The 26314-nt window shown below is 67.3% G+C and carries 27 protein-coding genes; 18 read left to right on the top strand and 9 right to left on the bottom strand.

Features of this window, described 5'->3' with window-relative positions:
- Nucleotides 1-210 precede the first annotated feature (210 nt).
- Nucleotides 211-1842 (top strand): ABC-F family ATP-binding cassette domain-containing protein, encoded by a 1632-nt coding sequence (locus F5544_RS27600; RefSeq protein ID WP_167475881.1) that lies wholly within the window; start codon nt 211-213, stop codon nt 1840-1842.
- A gap of 162 nt (nt 1843-2004) precedes the next feature.
- The gene (locus F5544_RS46570; protein WP_120045075.1) at nt 2005-2238 is read left to right on the top strand and encodes a helix-turn-helix domain-containing protein; all 234 of its coding nucleotides are present in this window, start codon (nt 2005-2007) and stop codon (nt 2236-2238) included.
- A 48-nt stretch (nt 2239-2286) separates the two neighbouring features.
- Here F5544_RS46570 and F5544_RS27590 read toward each other — a convergent pair whose 3' ends face one another.
- The 4 genes from F5544_RS27590 to F5544_RS27575 all read right to left on the bottom strand — a co-directional run bounded on the left by F5544_RS27590 (nt 2287) and on the right by F5544_RS27575 (nt 4991).
- The gene (locus tag F5544_RS27590; protein WP_238846698.1) at nt 2287-3219 is read right to left on the bottom strand and encodes a hypothetical protein; all 933 of its coding nucleotides are present in this window, start codon (nt 3217-3219) and stop codon (nt 2287-2289) included.
- Between the two features lie 45 nt (nt 3220-3264).
- Nucleotides 3265-3750 (bottom strand): hypothetical protein, encoded by a 486-nt coding sequence (locus F5544_RS27585; RefSeq protein WP_167475880.1) that lies wholly within the window; start codon nt 3748-3750, stop codon nt 3265-3267.
- 254 nt (nt 3751-4004) lie between these two features.
- On the bottom strand, nt 4005-4430 hold the full coding sequence (locus tag F5544_RS27580) for an acyl-CoA thioesterase (protein WP_167475879.1): 426 nt from the start codon (nt 4428-4430) through the stop codon (nt 4005-4007).
- A 63-nt stretch (nt 4431-4493) separates the two neighbouring features.
- Entirely contained in the window at nt 4494-4991 is a 498-nt protein-coding gene (locus tag F5544_RS27575) for a cupin domain-containing protein (protein WP_167475878.1), read from the bottom strand.
- Between the two features lie 70 nt (nt 4992-5061).
- Here F5544_RS27575 and F5544_RS27570 point away from each other — a divergent pair, with 70 nt between their 5' ends.
- From F5544_RS27570 to F5544_RS27555, 5 genes are all read left to right on the top strand, one after another.
- Nucleotides 5062-5556: a MarR family winged helix-turn-helix transcriptional regulator gene (locus F5544_RS27570; protein WP_167475877.1), complete on the top strand. Its 495-nt coding sequence runs from the start codon at nt 5062-5064 to the stop codon at nt 5554-5556.
- Between the two features lie 77 nt (nt 5557-5633).
- On the top strand, nt 5634-5765 hold the full coding sequence (locus F5544_RS47125; protein ID WP_275106969.1) for a hypothetical protein: 132 nt from the start codon (nt 5634-5636) through the stop codon (nt 5763-5765).
- A gap of 226 nt (nt 5766-5991) precedes the next feature.
- Complete coding sequence (locus F5544_RS27565; protein WP_167475876.1) at nt 5992-6807, top strand: SDR family NAD(P)-dependent oxidoreductase; 816 nt, start codon at nt 5992-5994, stop codon at nt 6805-6807.
- Nucleotides 6808-7147: 340 nt separating this feature from the next.
- A complete protein-coding gene (locus F5544_RS27560) occupies nt 7148-7942 on the top strand; it encodes a hypothetical protein (RefSeq protein ID WP_167475875.1) in 795 nt (264 codons plus the stop codon).
- 87 nt (nt 7943-8029) lie between these two features.
- Nucleotides 8030-9556, top strand: a complete 1527-nt coding sequence (locus F5544_RS27555; protein ID WP_203217363.1) for an amidohydrolase family protein — start codon at nt 8030-8032, stop codon at nt 9554-9556.
- 2 nt (nt 9557-9558) lie between these two features.
- Here the strand turns inward: F5544_RS27555 and F5544_RS27550 are convergent, their stop codons facing one another.
- Both F5544_RS27550 and acnA read right to left on the bottom strand, forming a co-directional pair.
- Nucleotides 9559-10125 (bottom strand): TetR/AcrR family transcriptional regulator, encoded by a 567-nt coding sequence (locus F5544_RS27550; protein ID WP_167475874.1) that lies wholly within the window; start codon nt 10123-10125, stop codon nt 9559-9561.
- A gap of 136 nt (nt 10126-10261) precedes the next feature.
- Nucleotides 10262-13063 (bottom strand): aconitate hydratase AcnA, encoded by a 2802-nt coding sequence (acnA, locus tag F5544_RS27545; RefSeq protein ID WP_167475873.1) that lies wholly within the window; start codon nt 13061-13063, stop codon nt 10262-10264.
- A gap of 291 nt (nt 13064-13354) precedes the next feature.
- Between acnA and F5544_RS27540 the strand changes: the two genes are divergently transcribed.
- From F5544_RS27540 to F5544_RS27490, 11 genes are all read left to right on the top strand, one after another.
- Nucleotides 13355-13930, top strand: a complete 576-nt coding sequence (locus F5544_RS27540) for a DUF6676 family protein (RefSeq protein ID WP_167475872.1) — start codon at nt 13355-13357, stop codon at nt 13928-13930.
- A 303-nt stretch (nt 13931-14233) separates the two neighbouring features.
- On the top strand, nt 14234-15655 hold the full coding sequence (locus F5544_RS27535) for an NlpC/P60 family protein (RefSeq protein ID WP_167475871.1): 1422 nt from the start codon (nt 14234-14236) through the stop codon (nt 15653-15655).
- A gap of 172 nt (nt 15656-15827) precedes the next feature.
- Complete coding sequence (locus tag F5544_RS27530) at nt 15828-16967, top strand: AAA family ATPase (protein WP_428847183.1); 1140 nt, start codon at nt 15828-15830, stop codon at nt 16965-16967.
- Nucleotides 16964-17920: a DUF58 domain-containing protein gene (locus F5544_RS27525; protein WP_167475870.1), complete on the top strand. Its 957-nt coding sequence runs from the start codon at nt 16964-16966 to the stop codon at nt 17918-17920. Before F5544_RS27530 ends, F5544_RS27525 begins: the two co-directional genes overlap by 4 nt.
- Nucleotides 17917-18921, top strand: coding sequence for a VWA domain-containing protein (locus F5544_RS27520; protein ID WP_167475869.1), 1005 nt, complete (start codon nt 17917-17919; stop codon nt 18919-18921). Before F5544_RS27525 ends, F5544_RS27520 begins: the two co-directional genes overlap by 4 nt.
- Nucleotides 18922-19041: 120 nt before the next feature.
- Entirely contained in the window at nt 19042-19281 is a 240-nt protein-coding gene (locus F5544_RS27515) for a hypothetical protein (protein ID WP_167475868.1), read from the top strand.
- A 190-nt stretch (nt 19282-19471) separates the two neighbouring features.
- The gene (gene fabG1, locus F5544_RS27510; RefSeq protein ID WP_167475867.1) at nt 19472-20191 is read left to right on the top strand and encodes a 3-oxoacyl-ACP reductase FabG1; all 720 of its coding nucleotides are present in this window, start codon (nt 19472-19474) and stop codon (nt 20189-20191) included.
- 81 nt (nt 20192-20272) lie between these two features.
- Nucleotides 20273-21109 (top strand): NADH-dependent enoyl-ACP reductase InhA, encoded by an 837-nt coding sequence (inhA, locus tag F5544_RS27505; protein ID WP_167475866.1) that lies wholly within the window; start codon nt 20273-20275, stop codon nt 21107-21109.
- Between the two features lie 4 nt (nt 21110-21113).
- On the top strand, nt 21114-22151 hold the full coding sequence (locus F5544_RS27500; protein ID WP_174867418.1) for a ferrochelatase: 1038 nt from the start codon (nt 21114-21116) through the stop codon (nt 22149-22151).
- 339 nt (nt 22152-22490) lie between these two features.
- Complete coding sequence (locus F5544_RS27495; protein WP_238846697.1) at nt 22491-23240, top strand: CPBP family intramembrane glutamic endopeptidase; 750 nt, start codon at nt 22491-22493, stop codon at nt 23238-23240.
- Between the two features lie 72 nt (nt 23241-23312).
- On the top strand, nt 23313-23717 hold the full coding sequence (locus tag F5544_RS27490; protein ID WP_167475864.1) for a hypothetical protein: 405 nt from the start codon (nt 23313-23315) through the stop codon (nt 23715-23717).
- Here F5544_RS27490 and F5544_RS27485 read toward each other — a convergent pair whose 3' ends face one another.
- The 3 genes from F5544_RS27485 to F5544_RS27475 all read right to left on the bottom strand — a co-directional run bounded on the left by F5544_RS27485 (nt 23718) and on the right by F5544_RS27475 (nt 26290).
- Nucleotides 23718-24458, bottom strand: coding sequence for a S1 family peptidase (locus F5544_RS27485; protein ID WP_167475863.1), 741 nt, complete (start codon nt 24456-24458; stop codon nt 23718-23720). It abuts the gene before it with no gap.
- Nucleotides 24459-24592: 134 nt separating this feature from the next.
- Nucleotides 24593-25408, bottom strand: coding sequence for a hypothetical protein (locus F5544_RS27480; RefSeq protein WP_167475862.1), 816 nt, complete (start codon nt 25406-25408; stop codon nt 24593-24595).
- Between the two features lie 57 nt (nt 25409-25465).
- The gene (locus F5544_RS27475) at nt 25466-26290 is read right to left on the bottom strand and encodes a DUF3097 domain-containing protein (RefSeq protein ID WP_167475861.1); all 825 of its coding nucleotides are present in this window, start codon (nt 26288-26290) and stop codon (nt 25466-25468) included.
- Nucleotides 26291-26314: the final 24 nt, after the last annotated feature.

Here is a 26314-nt window from a genome sequence, read left to right as displayed (position 1 = left end):
CGGGGGCGCGTCTCGGTCAACCCGCGTTCGCGGACCGCGCGATCGATGTCGATTCCGGCGTCGCCCGTTCGGATTCGGGTTACCGCGGTCACACCTCGCGGCGTTCGGGGGGATACCGGCGGACGGGTAAAATCGGTAGTTCTTGTGCGTAGCGAGACGCACAATCGATCAGCAACCGATCAGCACCGCATCCGGAGTGAGGAGTCATCTGTGATCACCGCGACCGACCTGGAGGTCCGGGCCGGAGTCCGCACCCTGCTGTCGGCCCCGGGGCCTGCGCTGCGGGTGCAGGCAGGCGACCGGATCGGACTGGTCGGGCGCAACGGCGCCGGTAAGACCACCACGCTGCGGATACTCGCGGGCGAGGGCGAACCGTATGCGGGCACCATCCTGCGGTCGAGCGAAATCGGTTATCTCCCACAGGATCCGCGCGAGGGCAACCTCGACGTGCTCGCCCGCGACCGGGTGCTCTCGGCGCGCGGCCTCGACACGCTGATCCGGGATATGGAAAAGCAGCAGGCGCTGATGGCCGAGGTGGCCGACGAGAACGAGCGGGAGAAGGCGGTCCGCAAGTACGGCCGCCTCGAGGAACGCTTCTCGGCTCTCGGCGGCTACGTCGCCGAGAGCGAGGCCGCCCGGATCTGCCACAGCCTCGGCCTACCGGATCGGGTGCTCGGCCAGGCGCTGCGCACCCTCTCCGGCGGTCAGCGCCGCCGAATCGAGTTGGCGCGCATCCTGTTCTCCGCCTCCGACGGCAGCGGCGGCCGCTCCGATCGCATCCTGCTGCTCGACGAGCCGACCAACCACCTGGACGCCGACTCCATCACCTGGCTGCGCGGCTTCCTGCAGAGCCACGACGGCGGGCTGATTGTCATCAGCCACGACGTCGAGCTGCTCGACGCGGTGGTGAACAAGGTGTGGTTCCTGGACGCGGTGCGCGGCGAGGCCGACGTCTACAACATGGGCTGGAAGAAATACCTCGACGCCCGCGCCACCGACGAACAGCGCCGTCGCCGCGAACGCGCCAATGCCGAGAAGAAGGCGTCGGCGCTGAAGGCCCAGGCCGCGAAGCTCGGCGCCAAGGCGACGAAAGCCGTTGCGGCACAGAATATGGTCAAGCGGGCCGAGCGACTGCTCAACGAGCTCGACGACGTGCGCGTCGCCGACAAGGTGGCCAGGATCAAGTTCCCGGAGCCCGCGGCCTGCGGCAAGACGCCGCTGATGGCCGAGAACCTGACCAAGGTCTACGGCTCGCTGGAGATCTTCACCGGCGTGGACCTGGCCATCGACCGCGGCAGCCGCGTAGTGGTGCTCGGCCTCAACGGCGCGGGCAAGACCACGCTGCTGCGCCTGCTCGCGGGTGTCGAACAGCCGACGGCGGGCGGTCTGGTGCCCGGGCACGGCCTGAAGATCGGCTACTTCGCGCAGGAGCACGACACCCTCGACGATGCGGCGTCGGTGTGGGAGAACATTCGGCACGCCGCACCCGATGCGGGTGAGCAGGACCTGCGCGGTCTGCTCGGCGCGTTCATGTTCTCCGGCCCGCAGCTGGACCAGCCTGCGGGCACGCTGTCCGGCGGTGAGAAGACCAGGCTCGCGCTGGCGGGCCTGGTGTCGTCGGCGGCCAACGTGCTGCTGCTCGACGAGCCGACCAACAACCTCGATCCGGTCTCCCGCGAACAGGTCCTCGACGCGCTGCGCAGTTACACCGGCGCCGTCGTGCTGGTGACCCACGACCCGGGTGCGGCCGAGGCGTTGAATCCGGAGCGGGTCATCCTGCTGCCCGACGGCACCGAAGATCATTGGTCGGCCGAGTACCTCGAGCTGATCCAGTTGGCCTGAGTTCCGGTGCGCGTCGTTCAACAACTGGCAACTTAGGGTTCACGGCCCTCGAAATTCCGGAACTTCTTCGGCGTGCGTGAGTTTCATCACACTGACCCGTTGATCACGGAGTGCGGAGAACTTAGCCTGGAAAGACGCTGCTCGGCGACTCGGAGGATAGCCATGAGCGACAGGCCCACATCAGGCAAGGCCACATTGGGTAAGGGGACGCGCGTCACCGGTAAGTCACGGGACCGCTTGCAATCCCAGCTGAAGAAGCAGTACGAAGCGGGGGCGAGCATCCGCTCGCTGGCACGGGCGACCGGTCGCTCGTACGGTTTCATCCACAACGTGCTGGTGGAGTCGCATGTGCAGCTCCGCAGCCGTGGTGGGGCGAATCGCCGTAAGAGCCAATAGGTTCGGTCATTCGGATCGTGCGCCGGCGCCCGTCGCGCTACCGCGGGTTCACGGCTGTTCGGTGACCATCCCGTCACCGTGCACCAGGAGGCCTGCCAGGCTGCGGAAGATCGGCAGCCCGGTCTTGATCTCCAGATAGGCGAACTGCCCCTGCGGGTTGACCTCCAGGAAGTAGTACTCGCCGTCGGCGCCGAGCCGAATGTCCAAGACGCCGAAGGACAATCCGAGCGCGCCCATCAACGTGGCAAGCGATTTGCTCACCGAGGCGGGCAGCTGGTCGGGTGCGAATTCGACGGAGGTGTCCAGCCGGGAGTCCACCCGGCCGACACCGGCCTGCGAGTCGATGCGTACGGTCCATTCGACGCCGTCCACCCAAACCACGCGCAGATCGCAGTCGGCCTCGACGTAGTCCTGGAAGGTCGTCGGCGCGGAGCGGATGCCCGCCAACCTCGGGTAGTCGGCCGCGGTGATGATCCTGGTCTCGGCGAATTCGGCGCGGCTGGTTCCGGTGCGCTTGTAAACCACTGGGCCGGGCCGGGATTCGACGAAACTGCGGGCCTCGTCGGGATCGTTGGTGATCAGCGTCTCCGGGATGGCGAAGCCGGCTCGGCGCGCGGTCTCCAACTGCACGATCTTGCGGCCCGCGGTGCGATCGGCGCCGGGATCGTTGACCCACAGCGCCGGAATGGACCAGACGAGGCCCTGGATGAACGCGTCACATTCGGCTTGGCGGTAGGCGTCGTCGGCGGCGCGCACGCCGGCGGGCACCACACAGGGGTGCGGGCGGCGCCACCACACGGCGCCGACATCGTCGAGTCCGATTACGTGCGAAAGGGATCGGGCGGTGCCGAGCCGGTCGAGCCGGAAACTGCCGGACTCCCTTGGGAAGTCGCGCAGGTCGAGGTGAATCGGGCTGAGCCCGTGATGTTCTCGTAGCGTCGCCGCCATCGCGGAGGCGTGCAGATCATCCGACTCGGACACGATCAGGACCGAACCCGTCCGGCGTGCCGACATGGGAGAACCCACTCAGTCCAGGCTGTCGCAGTTGATGCCGTCGTCGCTGCCCGCCGCCGACCTCGTCTGGCAATAGGTGAAGGTCGCACCGCCGGCGCCGGGCTTGTCGGGCAGGCGAAGCCGATCGGCCCACGACTGCGTGAGTTGTTGCAGCAGTTCGTCGCCCAGCGCCTCGGACGGTTCGTCGGCGATGGTGAGCGGCCGGTCGATCAGGTCGATGCGCAGCCGCCTGGTGAAATCGGCGGTGGCGCCCGCTCTGATATCGATCATGACCGGGCGGCCCTCGCTCGCCGCGCCGGATCCGGCTGCGCCGTCACGCATCCGGAGCACATCGGATCGGCGGAAGGTCCAGGTGCCCTCGGCGACCCGGACCGTGATCTCGCGGTCGGACTCCGCGACCAGTAGACCCTGGAGCGGAGGCACGCGGTCGGTATTCGCCCACCCCGACTGCCGTCCCTCGGGCAGCGCCGCACCGGAGAAGTGGATGGCGTCGGTCATATCTGACTCCGATCTGCTCGCGATTTGCCAGGACCCCCGAGCGTGATGTGGATCATAGCGCGCAGGTCGGCCCGTTCGGTTCGGATCACGAGATTTCACCGGGTTCGGCAAACCGGATTTGGGCGCGGGATGCCCTAGCGCCGAAAGATTTTCGATGACCAGGAAACCTTGTGGCCGCAATCGCTCAGCTACTTCCGATCGGGAAGGCTGGCGGGTTATTGCCGACGATTGGCGGTTTTGCAAATGCGCGCGTGCTAATCCTTCTCGGTGCCGAGAAGGTCCGGGCGCTCGGCGAGCGCGCGCAGTCGCTCGCCCGGATTCGGCACCAGTTTGCGCGCGGTGAGGTCGAGCAGGCCGCCGGTGACCGTGATCTCCGCGGCGATGGTGCCGTCGAGCTTGCGCACCTCGTGGCGCATACCGAAGGTTTTGTTTCTGGCCCAAACGAATTCGCAGGTGATGGTGACCTCGTCGCCACCACGCAGTTCGTGGCGGTACTTGATGTTGTTCTCCAGGACGATCGGGCCGACGCCGGTGGCCAGCAGTTTGTCCTGGGGCAGACCCGCCGCCCGCAGCCATTCCCAGCGGGCGTGCTCGGCGTACTGCAGGTATACCGCCTGATTCAGGTGGCCCTGGGTGTCGAGCTCGTAGCCGCGGACGGTGACTGGGACGGAATAGGTCATATCTCGATCAACTCCCGCCCGCACGCGGGTTGTTCCTGTTCAGGGCTGATATCTGGACCACATTCACCGGCGGTTGGCATTGCGCTCGGCCCACCACCGCGGCGAATCCACGAAGTAGTTGTCGTATTCCTCCTGATGCGCCCCGAGGTCGGCCAGTGTGGCCTCGCCGTTGACGAATCGCTCCAGGAGGCGGAAATACCCGAAGCGTTCGACCGGGGGCATCAGCGCGATGAGGATGCGCGCGGGGCTGTCGGGTGCGGCGCCGAAGGCGTGCGGCATGAATTTGGGCACCACGATCGCGCCACCCGCGCCGACCGTGACGATCTCCTCGCCGGTGAGCACCTGTAGTTCGCCGTCGGCGACATAGAACAGCTCGTCGGATTTTGTGTGGTAGTGCGGCGTCGCGCCGTCGGCGCCCCGGTCCATCGTCACCTCCAGCGTGCTCACCGCCCCGCCGGCCTCGGCCGCATCGATCAGCAGCCGCATCCGCACTCCCGGGGTGGTGTGGATCTCGGCGTCCTCGGCCCGGCGGATCGCGGCGGGGATGCGTGCGGTGGTCATATCGTCCTCCAGTAGTTCGCTACTTGATAATTCGCTAGCGAACTATAAACCATCGAATAGAATCCTGTCCATGGCTGAGGATGTGGTGGACGCGATCCTGGCGCAGTGGGCACGGGAGCGGCCCGATCTCGAGCTGGAGGCGATGGGCATCGCCGGACGGCTCGGACGGTTGCAGGCGATCGCGCTGCGGGAGATCGAGGCCGTCTTCACCGCGCACGGCCTGCAGCGCGGCGAATTCGATGTGCTCGCGGCGTTGCGGCGAGCCGGTACGCCATACGAGCTGAACCCGTCGGTACTCGCCGGCACCCTCATGCTGTCGCGCGCGGGCATGACCGGGCGACTGGACCGGTTGGAATCCGCGGGTCTGGTGCGGCGGATCACCGACACCGCCGACCGGCGCGCCGTCCGGGTCGCGCTCACCGAGGCGGGGCGCGAGCTGATCGACCGGGCCGTCACCGCGCACGCCGCGAACGAAACCCGTTTGCTCGCCGTACTTTCCGCCGAGGACCGGCGCGAACTCGACCGCATCGTGCGGCTGCTGCTCACCAGCCTCGAATCCGAATGACGGTGCGGCGCTAAGGATTCGTCAATCCGGTCGCGGATGGCTTGCCGCCGGTGTATCGAATCGGATTTGATCGAGACATGACCGCAACCCTCGGAGTCCGCCGCGCCGTGCGCGGGCGGTCCGGTGTTGCCCGAGCCGCGGCCGTGCCGCCATCCGCCCTGGAGCTGGTCGGCTTCGGGAGTGAGGACGAACCGCCGAGTCGCGGCTAGTCGTTCGGTCATTTTCACGCCGTCCCGCTGAGCTCACCGCCGAATTCGCTTCGGCCGAGCCGGATCCGGTAACGGCGATGCCGCCGCGTCCATCAGGCGCGGTTCGGCGGTTCCACTGAAGGTCGCGTGCAGCGCGACTTTCGTTGTCCACTCGCGATTTTCGTTGCGATTCCGTAGGTGCGCGTCTCTATCTTTCTGCCGCACACCATCATTCGATAGGAGAGCTATGTCCGAATTCTCGTCCGCTGCCAGGGTCGTGCTGGTGACCGGCGTCGACGAACGGCTCGGTTACGCGACGGCGCTGCGCCTGGCGACGGACGGCGCCACCGTGCTCGCGCATGCGCAGGACAAGGAGCGCGCCGACGAATCCGTCGAGCGCCTGGTTCACGCCGGGGCGCCCGCCGACCGGATCCGCCCGGTGGACGCGGACTTCCGGGTCCTCGCCGAGGTCGGTCAGCTCGGCCGGGAGTTGGCGGCCGTGCTGCCGCGCCTCGACGCGCTGATCAACGCCGCGGCGATCGCGGCGCCGCAGCGCAAATCGCACACCGCGGACGGTCACGAGCTGACCTTCCAGGTGAATTACCTTGCGCCGCAACGACTGACGATGGCCTTGGCGGAACTGATCGCCGAATCCCGCGGCCGCGTGCTCAATGTGACGTCCAAGCTGCACACCGGGGGCAATATCGACTACACGGATCTGGACCGCAACCGCGGCATCTACACCCAGCTCTCGGTCTACGCGCAATCGAAGCTGGCCCTGACCATGTTCGGCCGCTCGCTCGCCGAGACCGGACCCGCCGGACTCACCGTCGTGAACGTGCACCCCGCCGATTTCGAGATCGACATGCCGCAGGTCCGCAGCCACGCCACCGCGCCGCTGGACACCGCCGCCGCCCTGCTCGCCACGCTGAGCGCCCCGGCGACACCGGTCGTCAGCGGCGGCTACTACGTCGGCGCGGAACAAGCCGAACCCGCTGCGCTGGTGGGCAATTCGCGCGCCAGAACCCGACTGGCGTCCTGGACCAACCAGCTCGCCGCTTGAACAGAAACGGAGTACCTGTGTCCAAACGGGCCAGCAAAAAACGCGCAGGCCGCAAGAAGAAGGCCAACCACGGCCACAAGCCGAATCAGCGCTGACGAAATCGACTGCCCGCCACCGGACTCGAGAGGCCGGTGCGCGGGTGGCGCGAGGAAAGGAGGTGTCGCCCGCCGCGAACGATCACCCCGGGGTTCGCGGCGGGCCATCCCGCCGCTATCGTGATGAACGCTGGTTCGGTCAGTGAACCGGCCGGCATGAAGTAGTTAACTACTCGGGTTCCCGAGCGATAACCGTCATATCTTCAGCGTGGGGCGCCGAAGGCTTCGGTGCGTGAGGGGAAGACATGATCGACATCATTACGTTGCGCGGGACCGGGGAGCCGCGGAATCCCAACGGCACGCCGACGGGCATGCTGCGGGACGTGGCGAAACTGCTCGACCCGGACAGTTTCCACTGTTTCGAGCCGGATTGGCCCGCCTCGATCGGGGCGACGCCGGATCTGTGGGGGCCGTCGCTGGACACATCGGTGCGGCTGGGGATCGCGGCCGCCGTCGATGCGATCCGGGATTCGCCGAATGTCTGTGGGCTGCTGAGCTATTCGCTCGGCGGTCTCTGCGTGAGCGGGATATTGGAGGGTGTCGCCGCCGGGATCTACACCAATTCCGACGGGTCGCCGCTGGAGATCGCCTTCGCGGTGAATATCGCCAATCCGCTCCGCCGGGCCGGGCAGTCGGTTGAAAACCTTTGCCCGCCGAACACTTACGGCCTGCATGGACAGCGCGGTGTCTGGCCGCCGACGGTGGACGTCCGCGAATACGCCAACCCCGGCGATATCATCACCGCATCGCCCGCCGATTCGCCGCTGCGCTTCATCGACGTCGGCATCTCGCCGTTCTCCTTCCTGGAGGGGGCCAGGATCGGCAACCTGACGCCGCTGATCTTCCATGAATTGCTCGAATGGCTGCTGCGCGACCCGATCTCGAATCTGGACCGCTACGCCGACGCGATGCGCGGGCTGCTCGGTTATCTCACGCCGTGGCCGGACGGACAGCATGTGCTGTACTCCGGGCACACCATGCCGGGCACCAATGTGTTGTGGACCACGCATGCCGCCGACTACCTGAACGCCAACTACTGACGAGAGACCCTTTCCGGCAACGGATTTCCCGCTGCCCGCGCGAGAAATCGCTCGGCATTCGCCGACCCGGACGGTACGTTCGGTGGAGTGGTACGGACGAACAGTGGGGATATAGGCGGACTGGCCCGGCGCGAACTCCTCGGATGGTTGGCGGCGGGTACGGTCGGCGCGATCTCGGGCGGGCTCGGGACGCGGGCGACCGCTGCGGCAGCGGATGATTCGGCTCCGGTCACGGTGCTGACCAAGGTGACCGTCATCGACGGCACGGGCGCGGCGCCGCTGCCCGACGCGACGGTGGTGCTGGCGGGCGATCGCATCCTCGCGGTCGGCCGCTTTCCGGATGCGCCGCTGCCGCAACCGGTCCGGGTGCTCGAACTGCCCGGCAAATACGTCATCCCCGGCCTGTGGGATATGCACACCCACGGTGCGCAGGCCGACAAGATCTTCCCGCCGATGCATCTCGTGCACGGCGTCACCGGGATCCGGGAAATGTGGGGCGCGCCGGAAACCCTCGCGCTGCGCGAACGCATCGAACGCGGCGAGACGCTCGGCCCGCGAATCGTGACCGCGGGCAACATCATCGACGGCAGGCCGGGTATCTGGCCCGACTCCGCGGTGGTCGGCACCGAGGCCGAGGCGCGCGCCGAGGTGCGGCGCACCCGCGCCGACGGCTACGACTTCGTGAAGGTCTATTCGCTGCTCACCAGGGAGAGCTTCACGGCCATCGCCGACGAGGCGAGCAGGATCGGGATCAGATTCGGCGGCCATGTGCCGAGCCGTATTCCGGTGGACGAGGCGGTCCGGCTCGGGCAGTACACCGTCGAGCACATGTACGGCATGCAGCTCACCACCTCGGCCCGGCGCGACGAGCTGTACGCCGAAATCGAGGCCATGGCCTCGGGTCCCGACTTCGGGCAGGAATGGCTCGAGCGCGGCCTCCACTTGGAGCGCACGGCCGCCGACAGCTACAGCCCGCAGCGGGCGGCGGAACTGTTCGCACTGCTGAAGGAGCGCGGCGCCTGGCAGTGCCCGACCATCACCGTGTTGCGCCGGGTACGGGACGGCGACCCGAGCAATGCGGGCGGACAGGAATATCTGCGCTATCTGCCGACGGATATCACGAAGGCGTGGACCGCCAATCCCGTCGGGCGAGCCGTCGAACCGGCCGAAATCGCGATACGCCAACGCAATTTCGATTCGCGACTGGAACTGCTCGGCGCGATGTATCAGGCCGGTGTCGATATCGTCGCGGGCACCGACACCAGCAACCCGTACGTCTTCCCGGGCATCGCACTACATGAGGAACTGGAATGGCTTGTGCGGGCCGGGTTCTCGCCGATGCGCGCATTGCAGGCCGCCACCCGGGACGCGGCCCGCTGCCTCGGCCTGGAAAAGGTGTCCGGCACCGTGGAACCGGGTAAACAGGCCGATCTGGTGGTCCTCGACGCGAATCCGCTCACCGCGATCGGCAACACCCGCGCCATCCACGCCGTCATCACCCGCGGCCACTACCTGGACTCCCGGGACCGCGAGCGGATGCTTCGCGAAACCGAAACCGCCGCACAGGAATACACGGCAGCGCCGACCGGCGGCCTCGGTCTCTGCTGCGGCTGAGCCTACGGTTTGCGCCGGACCGAGGCCTCCACGAGATCCAATACGGCGGAGAGGTTTTCGTTGGTGTGCCCGGAAGCGATCCGGGCGATCAACCCGTCGAGCACCAGGTCGAGGTAGCCGAGCAGCACATCGGTGGGCACGTCGTCGCGCAGCGCGCCCTCGGCCTTGCGGCGCTCCAGGCGGGCCAGCGTCGCCGCGGTGACCTCCTCGGACCGCTGCTCCCAGTTGGCCCGGAATTCCGGATCGGTGCGCAGCCGCCGCGCGATCTCCAAACGCGTTCCGAGCCAGTTGAATTGGGCCGGATCCGCGAGCATGTCCCGCATCACCTGCACCAGGCCCTGGTTGGCCGCGACGTCGGCCATCCGATCCGCGTCCTCCTGGGCCAGCGCCAGGAACAGCGCGTCCTTGTCCCGGAAGTGGTGGAAGATCGCGCCGCGGGACAACCCGGTGGCCTCCTCGAGCCGCCGCACCGTCGCGCCGTCGTAGCCGTACTCGGCGAAGCAGCTGCGCGCCCCGTCGAGGATCTGGCTGCGCCGGGCCGCCAGGTGGTCGTCACTGACCTTGGGCAATCAAGCCTCCGTTTCCGTTCCGGTGCCGCATACGAAGGGGTGCGCTGCCCCGTCATCCGGACGACGCCGGAATCCCTTGCCGGGCCCGGGCTTTCGCCCGGGCGACGGGGAAGCGCACCTTTCGCTGTCCAGGCTATTACGCCTTGATCATGTTGCGCAGCACGTACTGCAGGATGCCGCCGTTGCGGTAGTAGTCGGCCTCACCGGGGGTGTCGATCCGGACCACCGCGTCGAACTCGACCCGTTCACCGTTTTCCTTGGTGGCGGTGACCTTCAACGTCTTCGGAGTCACACCCTCGTTCAGCTTGGTGATGCCCTCGATATCGAAGGTCTCGGTGCCGTCCAGCTTCAGCGACGCGGCCGACTCGCCGGCCGGGAACTGCAGCGGGATGACGCCCATACCGATCAGGTTCGAGCGGTGGATGCGCTCGAACGATTCGGTGATCACGGCCTTGACGCCGAGCAGGCTGGTGCCCTTCGCCGCCCAGTCGCGCGAGGAACCCGAGCCGTACTCCTTACCGCCGAGCACCACCAGCGGGATGCCCGCGGCCTGGTAGTTCTGCGCGGCGTCGTAGATGAACGCCTGCGGGCCGCCGTCCTGGGTGAAGTCGCGGGTGTAACCACCCGAGACGTCGTCGAGCAGCTGGTTGCGCAGCCGGATGTTGGCGAAGGTGCCGCGGATCATCACCTCGTGATTGCCCCGACGCGAGCCGTAGGAGTTGTAGTCCTTGCGCTCGACGCCGTTGGCCTCCAGGTACTGCGCGGCCGGGGTGCCCGGCTTGATGTTGCCCGCCGGGGAGATGTGGTCGGTGGTGACCGAATCGCCGAGCAGCGCCAGCACGCGCGCACCCTTGATATCGGTGACCGGCGTCGGGGTCTGCGGCATGCCCTCGAAGTACGGGGGCTTGCGGACGTAGGTCGACTCCTCGGCCCATTCGAAGGTCTTGCCCTCCGGGGTGGGCAGCGAACGCCAGCGCTCGTCGCCCTTGAAGACGTCCTTGTAGTCCTCGAGGAACATATCGCGGGAGATGACCCGGTCGATGGTGTCTTGGATCTCCTGCGGCGACGGCCAGATGTCGCGCAGGAAGACGTCGTTGCCGTTCGTGTCCTTGCCGAGCGCGTCGTGCTCGAAGTCGAAGTCCATCGTTCCGGCCAGCGCGTACGCGATGACCAGCGGCGGCGACGCCAGGTAGTTCATCTTCACGTCGGGGGAGATGCGGCCCTCGAAGTTGCGGTTGCCGGACAGCACCGCGGTGACGGTCAGATCATTGTCGTTGACCGCCTTGGAGATCTCCTCCGGCAGCGGACCGGTGTTGCCGATGCAGGTGGCACAGCCGAACGCGACCAGGTTGAAGCCCAGCTTGTCCAGGTACGGCCACAGGCCGGCCTTCTCGTAGTAGCCGTTGACGACCTGCGAACCCGGCGCCATCGAGGTCTTCACCCACGGCTTGCGGGTCAGACCCTTCTCAACCGCGTTGCGGGCGAGCAGGGCCGCGCCGATCATGACCGACGGGTTGGAGGTGTTGGTGCAGGAGGTGATGGAGGCGACCACGACAGCGCCGTGGTCGAGGATGAAGTCGCCGTACTCCTCGGTCGACACCTTGACCGGCTTGGACGGGCGGCCGGTGCTGCCGTTCGCGGCGGTCGGCAGCACGGCGTCGTCGTCGGCGAAGGCCAGTGCGGCCGGATCGCTGGCCGGGAACGATTCCTCGATGGCCTCGTCCAGGTGCGAGTGCGGCGTGGCCTCCGGATCGTTGGTGTAGTTGTGGATGTCCTTGCGGAAGGCGATCTTGCTCTCCGACAACAGGATCCGGTCCTGCGGACGCTTCGGGCCCGCGATCGAGGGCACCACGGTGCTCAGGTCGAGCTCCAGGTACTCCGAGTAGGCGGGCTCCTTGTCGGCGTCGTGCCACAGGCCCTGTTCCTTGGCGTACGCCTCGACCAGCGCGACCTGCTCATCGCTGCGGCCGGTGAGCTTCAGGTATTCGACGGTGACCTCGTCGATCGGGAAAATCGCGGCGGTGGAACCGAATTCGGGGCTCATATTGCCCAGGGTCGCGCGGTTGGCCAGCGGCACCTCGGCGACGCCCTTGCCGTAGAACTCGACGAACTTGCCGACCACACCGTGCTTGCGCAGCATATCGGTGACGGTGAGCACGACGTCGGTGGCGGTGACGCCCGGCTGGATCTCACCGGTCAGCTTGAAGCCGACCACGCGCGGGATCAGCATGGAGACCGGCTGGCCGAGCATGGCGGCCTCGGCCTCGATACCGCCGACGCCCCAGCCGAGTACGCCGAGGCCGTTGACCATGGTGGTGTGCGAGTCGGTGCCGACGCAGGTGTCGGGGTAGGCCTGGCCGTTGCGGACCATGACGACGCGCGCGAGGTGCTCGATGTTGACCTGGTGCACGATGCCGGTGCTCGGCGGCACGACCTTGAAGTCGTCGAAGGCGGTCTGGCCCCAGCGCAGGAACTGGTAGCGCTCGCCGTTGCGCTGGTATTCGATCTCGACGTTGCGCTGGAAGGCGTCCTCGCGGCCGAATACGTCGATGATCACCGAGTGGTCGATGACCATCTCGGCGGGGGCCAGCGGGTTCACCTTGTTCGGGTCGCCGCCGAGGGTCGCGACGGCCTCGCGCATGGTGGCCAGGTCGACGATGCAGGGCACGCCGGTGAAGTCCTGCATGATCACGCGGGCCGGGGTGAACTGGATTTCGGTGTTCGGCTGAGCCGACGGATCCCAGCTCGCGATGGCGCGAATATGGTCCGCGGTGATGTTCGCGCCGTCCTCGGTGCGAAGCAGGTTCTCCGCGAGGACCTTCAGTGCGTAGGGGAGTTTCTCGGTGCCCGGCACGGCGGAGAGGCGGAAGATCTCGTAGGAGTTGCTTCCGACCTCGAGGGTGCCCTTGGCGCCGAAAGTATCGATACTTGTCGTCACGTCAGCTCCACTCGTCTGTGAGGGTCGCCGCCGGCGGGGCTGTGCCGGCGACTACGTATATGGAGGGCAGCCACTGCTCGCAGGCACTGGTTCCTCGCGCCGTCGAGACTAACAGTACGCTTGTCCTGTGAAACGTGCGGGGGGCGAACCGCGCGCCGCGTGCGCATGCGCTGAGTTCCGGTCGCGTACTGTGCATTCGAGCAGTCGGGTGATGACCCAGCGTCGCTCGCCCTGCAGTGTTGGATGCCCGTCGCTTCGCACGCCGATGCGGCTCGACAGACCGGATGGAACATGACCGTCTCGCACACCTCGGTTCTCACCCCCATGGCCGCGGAACTGCCGCCGGGTGTGGACGATTCGACGATCGTGGAGATCAACGCCGACCTGGCGGCGGGTCATGTGGCCACCCTGACGGGCAGGGACAAGGACGAACTCGCGGCAATCGCCGCCGACGCGAGAGCCCATGGGATCTCGCTGAGCATTGTGGTCGTTCCCGGTAATCCGGCCCACGACTCGAGCTTACGGGACCTGGCCACCGAGGTCGGCAAGACCCAACACGGCACCGTCGTGGTGTTCAGTGCCGATCAGGTCGGCACCTGGAGCGATTCGATCAACCGGGCGCGCCTGGAATGGGCCGAGGACAGCGCCAAGTTCAAGGGCGGCGATTCGGCGCAGTCGGCGCAGATCTTCGTGGACCGGTTGGAGAGCCCGGGCGGCACGCCATGGACGGCTATTACCGGAGTGTTGCTGGCCGGTACGGTCCTGGCCGTCGGTGGGCTGTACTACCTCAAGGCGCGGCGTCGCTCGGAAGAGGCTGCGCGGGTGGGGGTTTCGGCGGCGGCCGAGAGTGGGGCCAACGCCTCGTAGCGGGTATCCGCTCAGCAACTTTTCCTGACGGTTGGTTTGTTTTTCGGCCGCGAATCCTGACGCGCGTTGAGCTAATTGCGGGCAACGTACGAATTACGCTGGTGTGATTCTGTTACCGGTGTTTCCTCCGTGAAAAAAGTGTCGTACGGTTCGTTTGTTCTCTGATGGGAAAGAAGTGTTGCAAGGGCTATCCGTCGGCCACTGAGCTTCTTGGTTCGGCTGGTGCTGGTGAGGTCAACGGGCTGTCGGCCGCGACCGCGCCGCGAATCGAATAGAGCCACGGTCGGATCCTCGGGAGGTGCGATGCGCAGCAGCGGTGAGGTCGGTTCCCGGCCTCGACTATGGGTCGCTCTGGGGTTGCTGCTATCCGTCTCGGTCGCTATCGCCGCCGGACCGGCCGGCGCGGTGCCGCCACCGCCGCCGAATCCGAGCGACGGCCAGATCACCGAGGGCAGAGCGCAGGTCGACGCGGGCGTCGCGGAGGTCGGCGGGCTGATCAACCAGGTCGCCGCGGCGGATCAGCAGCTGCAGCAGCTCGACGGTGCGGTCGAGCTCAAGCGCGAGGCGGTGAACAAGGCGCTGGTCGACCTGCAGGACGCCCGCGCAGCCTGCGATCGCGCCGTCGTCGCGGTCGCCGACTCGCAGCGGGAACTGGCCGATGCGACCGCACAGGTCGGGCAGGCGCGCGGCAACTTCGACGTCTTCGCCGCACAGGCCTACACCAAACCCGCGACGCCGACCATGATCACCTTCCTCGCCGCGTCCACCCCGGACACGGTGCTCGACCGGGCGCAGCTGCTGGCCGTGGTGGCCAAACAGCAGCAGCATGTGCTCGACGGCCTGCGCCGGGCCCAGGTCGCCGAGGCGAATAAGAATTCCCTTGCGCGGCAGGCGAAAACGGAGGCCGATTCGGCCGCGACCGCCGCCGAGCAGAAGAAGTCCGACGCCGAACAGGCCGTCACCGCGGCGAAATCCGAGCTGGACCGGCAGAAGTCGCAGCGCGACAACCTGATTCAGCAGCGCGAGACCGCACAGGGCCGCCTCGACCTGGCCCGCAAGAATGTCGCCGGGCTGGTGGCCCAGCGCGATGCGTACAACTCATGGGACGAGCAGCGCAAGGCCGAGGAGGCGGCGATGCGGGCGGCGGCGGCCGCCGCGGCCGCGCGCGCCGCCGCCGACCAGGCCGCCCGGGATCGCGCCGCCCAACTCGGCGACGGCAAACGCCCGCACACCGATCTCGAGACCCAAACCCCGCCGCGGCGCCGGCCACCCGCGGCGGCCATGCCGTCGATCGGCGGCTCGGACGCCATCGAAACCGTGGTGGACCGGGCGATGTCGCAGCTCGGCGTTCAATACTCCTGGGGCGGCGGCGACGAGAACGGTCCGACCCTCGGCATCCGGGACGGCGGCGTCGCCGACAGCTACGGCGACTACAACAAGGTCGGCTTCGACTGTTCCGGGCTGATGGTCTACGCCTTCGCCGGCATCGGCGTCTCGCTGCCGCACTACAGCGGCTACCAGTACAACGCGGGCACCAGAGTGCCGGTGGCCGAACGGGTTCGCGGCGACATGCTGTTCTGGGGACCCAACGGCAGCGAGCACGTCGCGCTCTATCTCGGCAACGGGCAGATGGTGGAGGCGCCGCAGTCCGGTGACGTCGTCAGGGTGTCGCCGGTGCGCGAAGGTGGCATCATGCCTTATGCGGTGCGCATAGTCACCGGTTGAGTCGCTGTGTTCTGGTTCGGCAGCGCTGGATTCACATCGGTTTCCTAGGTTCTGCCGGGGTCCGGTTGCGGCATCCGGCGGCGATACCTGGAATAGTTGTGGCAGCACGCACAGGACCAAAGCGAAAGCGGGGATTTTGGTGACTTCGACGGACGGTGTGAGTGGGGCCGATTTGGCGAAAGATGCGCCATCGGCACCGAGCACCCTGGAGCGTGACGTCCAGACCCTGGAAAAGGCGATCTACGAGGTCAAGCGGGTCATCGTCGGGCAGGACCGGCTGGTCGAGCGGCTGCTCGTCGGTGTGCTGGCGCGCGGTCACGTGCTGCTCGAGGGTGTGCCCGGCATCGCGAAGACGCTCGCGGTGGAAACCTTCGCCAAGGTGGTCGGCGGCTCGTTCTCCCGCGTGCAGTTCACGCCCGACCTGGTGCCGACCGACCTCACCGGTACCCGCATCTACCGCCAGGGCCGCGAGGAATTCGACACCGAACTCGGCCCGGTGGTCGCGAATTTCGTCCTCGCCGACGAGATCAACCGCGCACCCGCCAAGGTGCAGTCGGCGCTGCTCGAGGTGATGGCCGAGCGGCATGTGTCCATCGGCGGCAAGACCTACCCGATGCCGAATCCGTTCCTGGTCATGGCGACTCAGAACCCGATCGAGAGCGAGGGCGTGTACCCGCTGCCCGAGGCGCAGCGCGACCGCTTCCTGTTCAAGGTCGTCGTCGACTACCCCTCGGTGGAGGAGGAGCGCGAGATCATCTACCGGATGGGCGTCACCCCACCGGAACCCAAGCAGGTCCTGGAGCCCGCCGAGCTGATCCGGCTGCAGGAGCTGGCCGCGAACACCTTCGTGCACCACGCCCTGGTGGATTACGTGGTCCGAGTGATCGCGGCGACCCGCACCCCGGCCGAATTCGGCATGACCGACGTGGCGAACTGGGTGTCCTACGGTGCGTCGCCGCGCGCCAGCCTCGGCATCATCGCCGCCGCCCGCGCCGTCGCGCTGATCCGCGGCTGCGATTACGTGGTGCCGCAGGATGTCGTCGAGGTGATCCCGGATGTGCTGCGACACCGCCTGGTGCTGTCCTACGACGCGCTCGCCGACGAGATCAGCCCCGAGGACGTGGTCAAGCGGGTGCTGCAGACCGTCGGGCTGCCGCAGGTCGCGCCGCAGGCCGTCGCGCCGGGAGCCCCCGCGACGCCCGCACCGCCCGCGATGGGCCCGCACGGTGTGCCGCAACCGGTTCCGCAACAGCCGAATATGCAGCCCGTCGGCCAGGTGCCGCAGCCCGCGGGTAACAACCAGCCGAAGTGACGACGCCGAACCACGCCCCGCCGTCCTTCCGATCGGGTGAGCTCACCGATCCGAAGCTGTCGGCGGCGCTCAAAACGCTCGAACTCACGGTCCGGCGCAAACTCGACGGCGTCCTGCACGGCGACCACCTCGGGCTCATCCCGGGCCCCGGATCCGAACCCGGTGAGGCGCGCGCCTACCAACCGGGCGACGATGTGCGCCAAATGGATTGGTCGGTCACCGCCCGCACCACCCACCCGCACGTGCGGCAGATGATCGCCGACCGCGAGCTGGAAACCTGGATGGTGGTGGACCTGTCGGCCAGCCTCGACTTCGGCACCGCGCTGTGCCAGAAGCGCGATCTCGCCATCGCGGCCGCCGCGGCCATCACCCATCTGACCAGCGGCGGCGGCAACCGGATCGGCGCCGTCGTCGCCACCGGCGAGCGACTGGTGCGAATTCCCGCGCGCAGCGGGCGAATTCACGCGCAGTCGCTACTGCGCGATATCGCGACCACCCCGCACGCCCGCGACGGTGTGCGCGGCGATCTGCGCGGCGGCATCGAGGCACTGCGCAGACCGCAGCGCAAACGCGGTCTCGCCGTGGTGATCAGCGATTTCCTCGGTGAAATCGATTGGCAGCGTTCGCTGCGCGCCATCTCGGCCCGGCACGAACTGCTCGCGGTGGAGGTGCTCGATCCGCGCGATCTGACACTGCCCGATGTCGGCGATGTGGTGCTGCACGATCCGGAATCCGGGCGCACCCGCGAATTCAGCCTCACCCCAACGCTGCGCGCCGACTTCGCGACCGCGGCGCAACGGCACCGGCAACAGGTCGAACAGGCCCTGCGCAGCTGCGGAGCGCCGGTGCTCACCCTGCAGACCGACCGGGACTGGATCGCCGATGTGGTCCGGTTCGTATCCACCCGGCGCCACAGCTTCGGCGCCCCGAGCGGGCGGGCACCACGCCAGTGAGTATTTCCGGATTCACCTCTGCTGTCTGGCTCGGCTTCCTCGTGATCGTCGCGCTGATCGTGCTCGGCTATGTGCTCGTTCAGGTGTCACGGCACAAGAACACGCTGCGCTTCACCAATATGGAGCTGCTGGAGAAGGTCGCCCCGACGCGGCCGAGTCTGTTGCGGCACATACCGATCGTGCTCCTGGTGGCGGGCCTGGTATTTCTCACCATCGCCGCCGCCGGGCCCACCGCGGTCAAGAAGGTGGCCCGCAACCGCGCCACCGTCATGCTGGTGATGGACGTATCGCTCTCGATGGAGGCGACCGACGTGCCGCCCAGCCGAATCGAGGTCGCGAAGAAGGCGGGTAAGGAATTCGTCGACGGGCTGCCATCGGGTTTGAACATCGGATTCATCACCTTCGCGGGCACCGCGTCGGTGCTGGTGACGCCGACCCCGAACCATGAACAGGCCAAGGCGGCCATCGACAACATCAAACTCGCCGAACGCACCGCGACCGGCGAGGGCATCATCACCGCGCTGCAGGCCATCGACACACTGGGTTCGGTGCTCGGCGGTTCGCAGGACCCGCCGCCCGCCCGCATCGTGCTGATGTCCGACGGTAAGCAGACCGTTCCGGCGTTCGAGGATGTGGACAATCCGCGGCACGAATACGTCGCGGCTCGGCTGGCGAAGAGCAAACACGTTCCGATCTCGACGATTTCGTATGGCACGAGCTGGGGTGCGGTGGATATTCCGGACCCGAGTGACGGCAGCACCAAGCGGCAGTCCGTACCCGTCGACGATGACGCGATGCGGGAGATCGCCCGGCTGTCCGGCGGTGAGTTCTACAAGGCATCCAGCCTGACCGAACTCACGCAGGTGTACAACACGCTGCAGGAGCAGATCGGCTTCGAGCTCACCAGGGGCGATGCCAGTCGACCTTGGCTGCTGCTCGGCATGCTGTTCGTCGCCGCCGGTGTCGTGACGGGTCTGCTCGGCAGGCAACGGTTGCCCTGATCTGCGGCTGCCAACTCTGCCAGCTGTCTGCCAAGAGCACGGTCGGCGGTACACCTGTTGGGCCGCAGCGTATTTGATTTCTCTGTTGCTGTTTCGCATTACCGCAATCGGAGGAATGAAATGCTGAAGCGATCGTTGATCTTCGCGGCCGCGATCGGTGGAATACTGCTCGGACCAACAGGAGTGGCGGCGGCCGACGTCCTGTTGTACCTGCCCTTCACCGGACCCGATGCCGAATCCCGTTGCAATGCGCTGTTGAATGGGCCGAAAGCCCAGCCGAACACCTACTGCAAACCGCTCGGTCAAGCCGATGTGAACGGCTACCAGATGTGGGGTCTCTACCAGACCAATCGAGTCTGAGGGGTTGGGAACCACCGTGGTCTTATCGCCGAACGGCGCGCGGATCCGGACAATTTTGTGGGCACGGCCCGGCCAGGCGGCCGGGCTTTGTCATTTGTAATTGCCGAGAATCGGATCGACGGAGTCATGGGCCGAAATTTGGGGCGTACCGATAGTGGTGTCGAGGACTTCACCAGGTAGGTTGGTCGCCATGTCGAACCTCACATCCCGGTCCGTGCTGGTGACCGGCGGTAATCGCGGCATCGGACTCGCGGTCGCGCAGCGTCTGCACGCCGACGGGCACAAGGTGGCCGTCACCCATCGTGGTTCGGGGGCGCCGGACGGTCTGTTCGGTGTGAAATGCGATGTGACGGATGCGGAATCGATCGATCGAGCGTTTTCCGAGGTCGAGGCGCATCAGGGTGCGGTGGAAGTCGTTGTCGCCAATGCGGGCATCACCGATAACACGCTGTTGATGCGGATGAGCGAGGAGCAGTTCAGTCGCGTCATCGATGCGAATCTGACCGGTGCGTTCCGCGTCGCCAAGCGTGCCAACCGAGCGATGCTGCGCGCCCGTTGGGGTCGCATCATCTTCCTCGGCTCGGTAATCGGTCAGATGGGTGCGCCCGGGTCGGTCAACTACGCCGCCTCGAAGGCGGGCCTGGTCGGTATGGCACGTGCGATCACGCGGGAGATCGGCTCGCGCAACATCACCGCCAACGTGGTGGCACCCGGACTCATTGACAGTGACATGACTCGGGAAGACATGACCGAGGAGATGCGCGAGACGGCACTGAAGGTCATCCCCGCAGGGCGGATGGGGCAGGCCGAAGAGGTCGCCGCGGCCATCAGCTTCCTCGCCTCCGACGAGGCCTCCTACATCACCGGCGCGATTATCCCGGTCGATGGCGGCATGGGCATGGGCCACTGACACCCTGACGAATCACCCTGCGGCCGTAGGGTTTCGCGGCCGTGGTACCCCACCACCAACTCTCAGGAGAACCGAGAACTCATGGGCGGACTGCTCGCAGGTAAGACCATCCTGATCACCGGCATCATCACCGATTCGTCGATCGCGTTCCACGCGGCGGCGGTGGCCCAGGAGCAGGGCGCCAAGGTGATCATCACCGGCATCCCGGAACGGCTGCGGCTGATCGATCGGATCGCCAAGCGGCTGCCGCAGGAGGTCCCGCCCGCCATCGGGCTCGACGTCACCAGCGAGGAGGATCTGGCGACGCTGGCCGAGCGGGTGCGCGAGCACGCCCCCGAGGGTGTCGACGGCGTGCTGCACTCCATCGCGTTCGCGCCGAAAACCCTGATGGGGCCGGATGCGGTGCCGTTCCTCGACGGTCCGGGCCCGGATGCGGCCAAGGCGTTCGAAATCTCCGCGTGGAGCTACGCCTCGCTGGCCCGCGCCGTGCTGCCGGTGATGAACGAGGGCGGTTCGATCGTCGGCATGGACTTCGACCCGCGCACCGCCATGCCGTTCTACAACTGGATGGGCGTCGCCAAGGCCGCGCTGGAGTCGGTGAACCGGTATGTGGCCCGAGAAGTGGGCAATGCCAAGCGGATTCGCTCCAACCTGATCGCGGCGGGCCCGATCAAGACGCTGGCCGCCAAGGCCATCGCGGGCACCGCCACCGACGACGCGGCCAAGCTGAACCAGCTCAACACCTACTGGGACGGCGCGTCCCCGATCGGCTGGGACGTCGACGATCCGACGGTGGTGGCCAGGTCGATCTGCGCGCTGCTCTCGGATTGGCTGCCCGGCACCACCGGTTCGATCATCTACGTGGATGGTGGCGCCAGCCACAACACCTGGTTCCCCGAGAATTTCTCGGCAAACTGAGGTAATGGCTTACGACGCGCTGCTGCTGCTCTCGTTCGGCGGCCCCGAACGCCCCGAGGACGTGATGCCGTTCCTGGAGAACGTCACTCGGGGCCGGGGCGTGCCGCCGGAGCGACTCGCCGAGGTCGCGCAGCACTATCTGCACTTCGGCGGTGTTTCGCCGATCAACGCGCTCAACCGCGACATCATCAAGGCGGTGGAGGGCGAATTCGCTTCGCGCGGAATTGATCTGCCGGTGTACTTCGGTAACCGGAATTGGCATCCGATGGTGGAGGACACCGTCGAGCGGATGCGCGCCGACGGAATCCGTTCCGCCCTGGTATTTCCCACATCGGCATGGGGCGGGTACTCGGGTTGCCTGCAGTACCAGGAAGATATCGTCCGGGCGCGCGCGTCCGTCGGCCCGGATGCGCCCGAAATGCTCAAGCTGCGACAGTATTTCGACCATCCGCTGCTGATCGAGGCGTTCGCCGACGCCATCCGCGCCGCGGTCGCCGAACTGCCGCGGGATGTTCGCGATGCGGCGCGGTTGGTATTCACCGCGCATTCGATCCCGGTGCGCGCCGACGCCGTCGCGGGCCCGCCCGGCACCGGTGAGCTGTACAGCCGCCAGGTCGCCGAGGCGGCCCGATTGTGCGCGGCGGCAACGGGATTCGACGACTACGACCTGGTGTGGCAGTCCCGCTCCGGCCCGCCGCAGGTGCCGTGGCTGGAACCCGACATCGTCGACCACCTGGACCGGATCGCCGAATCGGGCGTGCGCGCGGTGGTCGTCTGCCCCGTCGGATTCGTCTCCGACCACCTCGAGGTGATCTGGGATCTCGACAACGAGGCCAGGGACCGGGCCGCCGAACTCGGCATCGCCTTCGCCCGCGCGGCCACACCCGGCACCGACCCGCGATTCGCCCAACTGGTCGCCGAGTTGGTCGACGAGCAGCTGACCGGTTCCGCTGCGGCGCATTTGAGCACCTTCGAAAGCTTGGGCTGCACCCTGAACGGTGCGCCGTGCGCCATCGGCTGCTGCGGGTCGCGCCGGGAGTAGGTAACCGGTTCGCGCATAGCAATTGGCTTCTCGCGCAAGCAATTGCATACGCGAGAAGCCGGAACCTACGCGGGCACAGCGTCATCCGGGGCGGGAACCGGGAGACCGCATGCCAACGCACCACGCGCCTATCTCAGGCGATCCAGTCGTCGTAGCGGCGCAACCACAAACCAACTCACCGATCCCCCGGAAAACCGAGGCCGAACTCTCGGCGGGCCACAGGTCCGACTTTTGGAGGACGCCGGGCAGTGTGATCGCGAGATACCTTGCGGTGTGGGTGTATTTGGAGGAGTTGAGCGGCCCGGACTGGTTGTCCGGGGTGGTGTCGTATTCGTTGCGGTGGTTGTCTGGTGGCTGGTGCTGACCCGTGGGGTGTCCGCGGTGTTCGGTGCCGAGTACACCCACGGCCTGCATATCTTGCGCGCGTTGGGCGCGACGTTGGTGACGGTTCCGTTGATCTACGCGGCGCGGCGCTGGTTGGACCGGCGGCCTTGGTCCGGACTCGAGTGGACCTCGTTCGCGCGTGGGTGGCGGCAGTTTCTGTTCGGCGCGGCGTGCTGGGCCGTTCCGGCCGGGGTGACCGCGGCGGTGCTGCTCGGGCTCGGCTGGGCCGATATCGATCCGCGCACCTCGCTGCCGCGGACGCTGCTCTCGCTGGCGGGACTCGTGGTGCTGGTATTGCTGTTCGAGGCGATTCCGGAGGAGCTCATCTTTCGCGGCTACTTCTTCGCCAACCTTCGCGAGCGCTACTCCGCCGCCGTTACGGTGGTGGGCCAGGCCGCGCTGTTCACCGCATGGGGTGTGCTGCACGGTTCGGCGACGACGATCGATCGGATCGTGCTGTTCTTCGTCTTCGCACTGGTACTCGGTGCGCTGCGGGCGAAAACCGGAAGCCTGTGGACCAGTATCGGATTCCACGCCGCATTCCAGGTGACCACGCAATTCCTGGCGACCAACCACTGGAACAACATCGCCCTGCACGATCCGGATCTGGCCATGGGCGGCTTGGCCTTCGTGGTCGCCCCGTTCCTCGCCACGGCCGCGGTGCTGTTGGCTGCCCAAGGAATTCGGGGGTGGTCACGAAGCTAACGGTTAACTACACCGGGACCGATGGTCAAGACGATGCTGTTCATCAATCGATAACCGAAGGATGGGGCACGAATGAAAACCACTTCCCGACGCGTCACCCTCGCCATGGCGGCCGCGGCCGCGACCGGTACCGCGCTGATCGCCGGTGCGGGCAACGCCGCCGCGGACGACTGGCCGGTGCAGCAACCGAACAGTCCGGTCTCGGTCTTCGAGACCAAGAACTTCCTGACGCCGTCTGATCCGGGGTACTGGAATCCGTTCGACGGAAGCTACCGGCTCACCTCGCCGTTCGGCACCAGCACCCGGATCGTGTGCGCCGGCTTCCACGGGGTGACGATGCAGTGCTGGCAGGCCGACCAGGACGGCAACCCGCATGAGCTGAAGAAGTTGCCGTTCAACGCGATCGCCGGTTGGGGGCAGCCCGGCGGCGGTCCGAGCCACTTCGTCTACCCGGGGTACATCCCGTTCATCAGCTGATCAGAAGTTGAGCGCCGGAATCCGCATATAGACGCCGGGGTGGTCGCCGCTCTTACCCCACGAGAGGATGGCGATCACCCGGCCGTCGACGAGAAGTGGTCCGCCGCTGTCGAATTGGCCGGTGTCGGCGGCGGTGGATCCGGCGCACAGCATGGTCGCCGGGTCGTAGGTGGGTCCATATGCGGTGCCGCACCGGTCATCCGGCACGATCGGGACCGTCGCGGTGTGCAGGGCGGTATTCGACCAATTGTCCGGCGTCGTCGCGCCCCAGCCGACGACCGCACCAGAATCGCCGTGTGGCGCACCGGTTTCCGCGATCGGGCCGGGCAGTGGCCGGTCCAGGGTGAGGATGGCCAGATCGTTCTGGAAGGCGAGATCACCGTCGACGAGCGAGACACGGAAATCCGGATCCACCCGAATCTCCTTGACGCGCACGTTATCTCCGCCGGGCGCGGCCAGTTCGGTGCGGCCGAAGGTGATGGCCGGTGGGATGGGCGCGAACTGCGCGATGACGGCGCAGTGCGCCGCGGTGAGCAGCCGGTCCGGCGCGATGAGCACGCCTGCGCAGAATTGTCCGTCCGCGCGCGTGGCGAACAGCGGCGATCCGATGGCGGCAAGCCACGGATAGGACGCGGCGTCGGCGGGCGCGCCGCCGATCACCGCCGCGGCGGGTGCGGTGAAACTTGCGAGTCCGAGCGGTGCGGTCGCGAACGCGGCGGCGATCCGGCGACGGTTGATCATGGTGGAACAGTTTAGGGTTCCCGGCTCGGCACGCACTCGAATTCGCGCGGCGCACTTGGTATTCCGGGGAGGTAGGCTGCGACGAACCGTACGGTCGGCGAATGTTCTTGCCGCGCTTGTTCTTTGGAAGCCGCTCAGGCCCGGCCGCGGGCCGGGGCGTGCACCGCGGCCAGCCGCGCCGCGCGGATCGCGTCCCACAGCGGCCGCAGCAGCGTTTCCTGCGTGACGATGGCGCTGGCCGAGGTGGGCGCGGATGCCGGTTCGCGTTGGGCCACCGTGAGAATGGCCGCGACATGATCGGCGGTGTCCAGAATTCGCCTGGCGCGCAACGGAATCGAATCCGGATAGTCGTGCCGGGCGTAGTCGGCGAGCTCGGCCTCGATGAGTTCGCGCGGGTCGGTGTCGGAGTTGCCGACGGAGGTGGTGTGCAGCTGCATCAGCGCGTCGGCGGCGTCGCGGACCGCCTCGCGCATCGCGTATTCCGCCTCACCCAGCGACATATCGGGGCCGGGCGCGGGCGGAATGGGCGTGCTGTAGACGGTCCACTGCAGGGTGTCCTCATCGGCCCACTGCGGGATGAGCCCGGTGCCTTCGGCGCCGGGCACACCGATCAACAGCCCCTCGCCGGCGTCGATCGCGTCGGCGGCGAATGCGGTGCCCGCCGGCAGGCCGCGCACATCGCCCGGCACCGGCAGCACCAGCCGCAGCAGCGCGCCCGGCTCGGTCATCGTTTCGCGAATCACCTTGAGCAGGGCCATGACTCCGGTGCCCGGCAGGTTGCCGCGGGATGACCACGGCAGGTCGGTGCGGCCGCCGGTGACCGGGTCGCCCGCCGCGATGGTGTGCTTGGGCGCCCATGCGTGCAGGGCCTCCAGCACGTCATCGGGCGCGCTGGAGCCGGCCAGCCAGGAACCGGCCCACACGGTCAGCGTGGCACTGGGAGAACACATAATTACCGAGCATAGAGGCTGGTGTGGAGCTCCGGCATCTTGTCGGGCCGTCCGGAATCACTCGGGTTCGGTGACGAAATCGATGAGCCGTTCCACCGCGCCGATGAGCGGGGTTTCCAGGTCGCGGAACGATTCGACGGCGTCGTACACTCGCCGCCACCCGTCCTGCGGTGTGCCCCAGCCGAGCCTGCGGCACACCCCGGTCTTCCAGTCCTCGCCGCGCGGGATGTCCGGCCACGCCGCGATGCCGACGGCGGACGGCCGCACCGCCTGCCACACATCGATGTACGGATGCCCGGTGACCAGCACGTGCGGGCCGAGTCCGGTGCTGAGCCTGGTCTCCTTCGACCCGGTGACCAGGTGATCGACCAGCACGCCGACCCGGCGGCCGGGGCCGGGGCCGAATTCGGTGAGCCGCTCGGCCAGATTGTCCAAACCCTCCAGGTGTTCCACCACAACGCCCTCGACCCGCAGGTCATGGCCCCACACCCGCTCGACCAACGCCGCGTCGTGCACGCCCTCCACCCAGATGCGGCTGGCCTTGGCGACCTTGGCGCGCAGGCCCTCGACCCGGGTGGAGCCCGAGGCGGAACGGGCGGGCTGCTTGGGTTGTCGCACGGTAGGCCGCACCAGGGTGACCGGTTCGCCGTCGATCAGGAAGGCCGCCTCGCGCAGCGCGAACAGCCGCACCGCGCCGCGCGCGTCCTCCAATTTCACGAACTCGCCGTCGTAGCTGCGTTCGAAACCGACTACGGCGCCGCAGAATCCGGTCGCCGCATCCTCGACGACCAGATCCCGCTCCGCCACCACCGTCGGCACCGCGCGGCGCTGTTTGCGTGGATGGCCGGAGAAGATATCGCCGTACCTGTCACGGGAACTCACGGGTCGAACTTAGCGCCCGGGATC

It is taken from the genome of Nocardia arthritidis (assembly GCF_011801145.1).
Classification (GTDB): Bacteria; Actinomycetota; Actinomycetes; order Mycobacteriales; family Mycobacteriaceae; genus Nocardia; species Nocardia arthritidis_A.
This window is presented reverse-complemented; position numbering and strand designations above follow the sequence as displayed.

Bases quoted from the DNA above. Each gene is read 5' to 3' on its own strand.
- F5544_RS46570 (WP_120045075.1), top strand. From the start codon at position 2,005: ATGAGCGACAGGCCCACATCAGGCAAGGCCACATTGGGTAAGGGGACG.
- F5544_RS27570 (WP_167475877.1), top strand. From the start codon at position 5,062: ATGGCTGAGGATGTGGTGGACGCGATCCTGGCGCAGTGGGCACGGGAG.
- inhA (WP_167475866.1), top strand. From the start codon at position 20,273: ATGGGCGGACTGCTCGCAGGTAAGACCATCCTGATCACCGGCATCATC.
- F5544_RS27535 (WP_167475871.1), top strand. From the start codon at position 14,234: ATGCGCAGCAGCGGTGAGGTCGGTTCCCGGCCTCGACTATGGGTCGCT.
- F5544_RS47125 (WP_275106969.1), top strand. From the start codon at position 5,634: ATGACCGCAACCCTCGGAGTCCGCCGCGCCGTGCGCGGGCGGTCCGGT.
- fabG1 (WP_167475867.1), top strand. From the start codon at position 19,472: ATGTCGAACCTCACATCCCGGTCCGTGCTGGTGACCGGCGGTAATCGC.
- F5544_RS27500 (WP_174867418.1), top strand. From the start codon at position 21,114: ATGGCTTACGACGCGCTGCTGCTGCTCTCGTTCGGCGGCCCCGAACGC.
- F5544_RS27585 (WP_167475880.1), bottom strand. From the start codon at position 3,750: ATGACCGACGCCATCCACTTCTCCGGTGCGGCGCTGCCCGAGGGACGG.
- F5544_RS27580 (WP_167475879.1), bottom strand. From the start codon at position 4,430: ATGACCTATTCCGTCCCAGTCACCGTCCGCGGCTACGAGCTCGACACC.
- F5544_RS27565 (WP_167475876.1), top strand. From the start codon at position 5,992: ATGTCCGAATTCTCGTCCGCTGCCAGGGTCGTGCTGGTGACCGGCGTC.
- F5544_RS27540 (WP_167475872.1), top strand. From the start codon at position 13,355: ATGACCGTCTCGCACACCTCGGTTCTCACCCCCATGGCCGCGGAACTG.
- F5544_RS27575 (WP_167475878.1), bottom strand. From the start codon at position 4,991: ATGACCACCGCACGCATCCCCGCCGCGATCCGCCGGGCCGAGGACGCC.
- F5544_RS27560 (WP_167475875.1), top strand. From the start codon at position 7,148: ATGATCGACATCATTACGTTGCGCGGGACCGGGGAGCCGCGGAATCCC.
- F5544_RS27480 (WP_167475862.1), bottom strand. From the start codon at position 25,408: ATGTGTTCTCCCAGTGCCACGCTGACCGTGTGGGCCGGTTCCTGGCTG.
- F5544_RS27485 (WP_167475863.1), bottom strand. From the start codon at position 24,458: ATGATCAACCGTCGCCGGATCGCCGCCGCGTTCGCGACCGCACCGCTC.
- F5544_RS27515 (WP_167475868.1), top strand. From the start codon at position 19,042: ATGCTGAAGCGATCGTTGATCTTCGCGGCCGCGATCGGTGGAATACTG.
- F5544_RS27490 (WP_167475864.1), top strand. From the start codon at position 23,313: ATGAAAACCACTTCCCGACGCGTCACCCTCGCCATGGCGGCCGCGGCC.